4 protein-coding genes and 1 pseudogene are annotated in these 3,982 nt (G+C 65.3%); 3 read left to right on the top strand and 2 right to left on the bottom strand.

All coding sequences use genetic code 11. The features are described 5' to 3' along the window. Positions 1 to 80: 80 nt before the first annotated feature. Positions 81 to 473 (bottom strand): annotated as a pseudogene (panD, locus tag ACZ6S4_RS41135) (aspartate 1-decarboxylase); the annotation flags it as partial. 112 nt (positions 474 to 585) lie between these two features. On the opposite strand from panD, the gene ACZ6S4_RS41130 reads away from it, so the two are divergent. Both ACZ6S4_RS41130 and ACZ6S4_RS41125 read left to right on the top strand, forming a co-directional pair. Continuing rightward, positions 586 to 1,602: an ABC transporter substrate-binding protein gene (locus ACZ6S4_RS41130; protein WP_465480091.1), complete on the top strand. Its 1,017-nt coding sequence runs from the start codon at positions 586 to 588 to the stop codon at positions 1,600 to 1,602. 244 nt (positions 1,603 to 1,846) lie between these two features. After that, positions 1,847 to 2,587 carry a DUF6082 family protein gene (locus ACZ6S4_RS41125; RefSeq protein ID WP_465480090.1) on the top strand — a complete coding sequence of 247 codons (741 nt, stop codon included), beginning with the start codon at positions 1,847 to 1,849 and terminating at the stop codon, positions 2,585 to 2,587. Positions 2,588 to 2,590: 3 nt separating this feature from the next. On the opposite strand, the gene ACZ6S4_RS41120 is transcribed toward ACZ6S4_RS41125, so the two are convergent. Then, positions 2,591 to 2,827, bottom strand: coding sequence for a hypothetical protein (locus tag ACZ6S4_RS41120; protein ID WP_465480089.1), 237 nt, complete (start codon positions 2,825 to 2,827; stop codon positions 2,591 to 2,593). 416 nt (positions 2,828 to 3,243) lie between these two features. Between ACZ6S4_RS41120 and ACZ6S4_RS41115 the strand changes: the two genes are divergently transcribed. After that, positions 3,244 to 3,981, top strand: coding sequence for a hypothetical protein (locus ACZ6S4_RS41115; protein ID WP_465480088.1), 738 nt, complete (start codon positions 3,244 to 3,246; stop codon positions 3,979 to 3,981). Position 3,982: the final 1 nt, after the last annotated feature.

Here is a 3,982-nt window from a genome sequence, read left to right as displayed (position 1 = left end):
CAGCGGTCCCGGCAGGTCGTCAGCGCCCCCCTCACGGTTCCCCCGCCCCGCCGTCCTGAGTGACCAAGACCGCGGAGGGTTTGTTCTTTGCCCCCCCCCCCCCCCCCCCCCGGGTCCGAGCCGATCTCGATCAGCTGGTTCTGCGCGTTGACGTGCGCGACGCGCGGCACGTAGTCGGCCCGCTCGCGCTCGTCGACCTGCTTGAACGACATGATGATGATCAGGTCGCCGACCGAGACGAGCCGGGCGGCCGCGCCGTTGATGCCGATCACGCCGGAGCCGGCCGGACCCTCGATGACGTACGTCACCAGCCGCGCCCCGTTGTCGATGTCGACCACTTGGACCTGCTCGCCCTCGACCAGGTCGGCCGCGTCCATCAGGGTCTTGTCGATCGTGATCGAACCCACGTAGTGCAGGTCAGCCTGGGTCACGGTGGCGCGGTGGATCTTGCCGCCGAGCAGGGTCCGCTGCATGTGTCGTCCTCCTGGGGTGGATGAGGCCCGCGAGGGGGTCGTCGCGGAAGCAAAGTTAGCCTAGCCTAACCTCATCATTGATCCAACGCCCCCTCAGCTAGGAGCCACATAGATGAACCGCCGCCTGGGCGGCTGGCGACGCGCCCTCACCGCCGTCGCCGCCGGTCTGCTCGCCGCCACCACCATCACCGCCTGCGGGTCCGAGGAGGACGGTGCCGCCGCGCCCGCCGCTTCGGGCTCGGCCGCCGCCGCTTTCCCGGTCAGCATCGAGCACAAGTTCGGTTCCACCACGATCGAGAAGCAGCCGGAACGGGTCGTCACCGTCGGCTGGAACGACCAGGACCCGGTGCTGGCGCTCGGCGTGGTCCCGGTGAGCACCCGCGAATGGTTCACCGAGTACCCGACGTACCCGTGGGTCAAGGAGGCGCTGGCCGGCAAGCAGCTGACCACGTTCTCGGCCGAGATCAACTTCGAGGCGATCATCAAGCAGCAGCCGGACCTGATCCTGGCGATCTACGAGACGATCAACAAGGAGACGTACGACAAGCTCTCCCAGATCGCCCCCACGGTGATCCAGTCCAAGGACTACGCGGACGAGCAGACCCCGTGGGACGTGCAGACGCTGACGACCGGCAAGGCGCTGGGCAAGTCGGGCGAGGCGCAGGCGCTGGTGGCCAAGGTGAACGCGAAGATCGACGAGGCCAAGGCGGCGAACCCGCAGTTCGCGGGCAAGACCCTGGTGGTGGACTTCGGCCCGGAGAAGGGACAGCACTGGCTGATCCCGGCCAAGGACCCCCGGCGGGCTCTGTTCGACGCGCTCGGCTTCGCGGCGCAGAGCGAGTCGGAGGACGTCAGCGAGGAGCGGCTGGACCTGCTGGACCGGGACGTGCTCTTCGTGAACGGGGCGACGAAGAAGGACATGCTGGCCTCGCCGGCGTTCAGCCGGTTGAAGGTGGCCAGCGAGGACCGGGTGTTGTACACGTCGTTCTCGACGCCGCTGGGTGGGGCGTTGGCTTACAGCGGGCCCAATGCGTTGCTGTATGCGTTGGAGGTGCTGGTGCCGCAGCTGAAGAACGCTACGGACGGCGACCCGGCGACCAAGGTGGAGGATCTTTCCAACGCCGCTTGACCCCACGGAGATGCGACGGAGAGGGCGTCCGGGCAATCGGTCGCCCTACTCCTTACAATCATATAGCGGGATTGCAGCTATAACGCACCTTGCCAGTTGGCAGATCAAATAGGCCGTCACGGCAATTCACCGCTCACTGCTGGCGCCTCTTGCAACGGCAATGCATATTGAGAGCAGACAATATAAGAGAGCCGTCGCGGCTGTGCGATGATCTCTGCCGCCAATCCTCGAGGGTCGTGACGCCATGCAAGACTCATCGATCGGTATCGCACCGCGCAGCACTACCACGATCAGCCGCATCGCCACGTGGCTGACAATCATCTGCGGAGTCGTGGCCGTCACCCTGCTCGCGGGAGTCGGCGTCGCTGCCGTCCTGGCTCGCCAAGGCGCTACCGAGGAGTGGCGCACCTGGAGCGACGTGGGCCAGACCTTCGGCGCGCTCAGTTCGATCATCAGCAGTCTTGCTCTTCTCGCGGTAGTGATCACCGCCCGTCAGAACAGTGTGGAACTCGCGCGTCAGAGACAGTTCCTGACTCATAACCATGCTGAACTTCGGCGCACGTCACATGCCAACCTCGGCATCCTCCACCAGAATTTGCTGAAGATGAGCATTGACGACGAGGAGCTGGCCGCCGTCTGGCCCGACATTGATTCCGACCTTTCACCAAGTACCAAACGGCAGTTCCTGTACGCCAACTTGATTTTCTCGTTCGAAGTCAGAGCACTACAATCCGAAATCTACACCGAGGCAGGGATCATCAGGATGATGCGCCACCTGTTTTCCAGTCCGGTGATGCGCGCATATTGGCGGGCGACAGCAAAGGGCCGGAAGTATCTCGAACCCGAGGGCGCGGAGTTCTCCTACGCACAGCAGGTAGACAAGATCTGCGCCGAATACGAGGAAGTCATCGCCAGAAACGGTGGCACTCCGCCCGGAAGTTCCTCACGTTTTTCGAAACAGTCGGGCGCGACCGGAGCGGCGTAACGATCAATCGACAGGGATGTCACCCTGTGCGGCGATCAACGTCTCGCGCGTGATCACGACGATGCGCTCGTAGTCGGCCCGGCCGGCGTCCGCTGGCAGCGCGCCCTCGAGCTCCTTGGTCATATCCGTTCCGATCACCGCGAACGAGCCGTCGCTCAGCTCGAAGATGTCGGGGCAGGTGTCGTGGCTGATACTTCCGCGCTCCCGCGGGCTTTTGCCCAACCGTCGAACGAACTCCACCCGTCTGACCTCCTGTGTTTCTCGTGCGCCGATCGCACCTGGAGTAAATACCACAGAAGCCGGCCACGGATATCCGTGAGCGGTTTGAGGCACCTTCGCCGCAACCAACGTCTCCTTGGTGATGACGACGATGCGTTCATCCTGGGCACGAGACGCGTCCGCCGGCAGCAGCGCTTCCAGTTCCGCGGTGCGATCTGTTCCAATCAGGCGAACGAGCCGTCACTCAGCTCGAAGATGTCGGGGCATGTCGCGTTGTTCAAGCTGCCCCGCTAACGCGGACTCTTCCCCAGGCGTCGGACGAACACTGTGGCAACGACATCGACTACAACTTTGTGTAGCTGGCACACAACGGACAGTCGCGTTGTGCCCGACTCAGCGAGTCTCGTCGATGCGCCACTCTTTGCGACGATGAGCCCATGACGGGTGACGCGGTCGTGCAGGAGGTCGGCGGGCGGCCGACAATCTCGTGGTGGCAAGTGCTACGCGTCGTCCTGGTGCTCGGCTGGGTCGCCTGGGCGGCCATCACCTGGTGGGCCGCCCCACGCGAATCCACCCCCGAGCAAGTCCGCGCCGACATAGCCGCGCAGCGCCTCACCTACTACGAGTGGGGCGACGGCTGGAGGAACGACGGCGGTCTCGTCAGTCCCTTCCCCGCCGACCTGCAGCAGTCCGGCGGTCCCGGTCCGATCCTGCTGTGGCACACCACCGACGGCCGCCGTCACCACGCCACCGTGGAGGAGCCGACCGACGGCACCCCTGAAACGACTGCTCTTGACCAGCAGCTTCAGGCGTACGAGACCCGGCGCCCAGCCGACCCGCCTGTCGGGGCAATCCAGGCCGGCCTGCTCATCGCCGGCAGTCTGCTGTTTCTCTGGGCGCTGGTCTCCGCGCCCGACCCGGTCACCGGCACGAAGTGGTTCTGGTTCTGGCTCGTCTCCGGCGTGCCGCTCGGCCTCGGCCTGCTCTGGTGGCTGGCCCGGGAACGCCCGTGGCGACCACAGACCCAGCCCCGCTCCGGACCGCCCGGCCGGGACAACCGCCTCAAGTGGTGGGCCGGGATCGGCGTCTCCATCCTGCTCGGCTTCGCCATCAGCCTCGCCCTGATCGGTCTGCGCAGCCTGCTCGGCGAAGACGTGATTCCCCTCGTCCGGTGAG

The organism is Actinoplanes sp. NPDC051405 (assembly GCF_055586185.1).
The sequence above is the reverse complement of the archived record's forward strand: the minus strand, read 5'-3'. Positions and strand labels throughout refer to the sequence as shown.

What these genes read in the sequence shown, in the direction of transcription:
- ACZ6S4_RS41130 (WP_465480091.1), top strand. Translation starts at nt 586, where the DNA reads ATGAACCGCCGCCTGGGCGGCTGGCGACGCGCCCTCACCGCCGTCGCC.
- ACZ6S4_RS41125 (WP_465480090.1), top strand. Translation starts at nt 1,847, where the DNA reads ATGCAAGACTCATCGATCGGTATCGCACCGCGCAGCACTACCACGATC.
- ACZ6S4_RS41115 (WP_465480088.1), top strand. Translation starts at nt 3,244, where the DNA reads ATGACGGGTGACGCGGTCGTGCAGGAGGTCGGCGGGCGGCCGACAATC.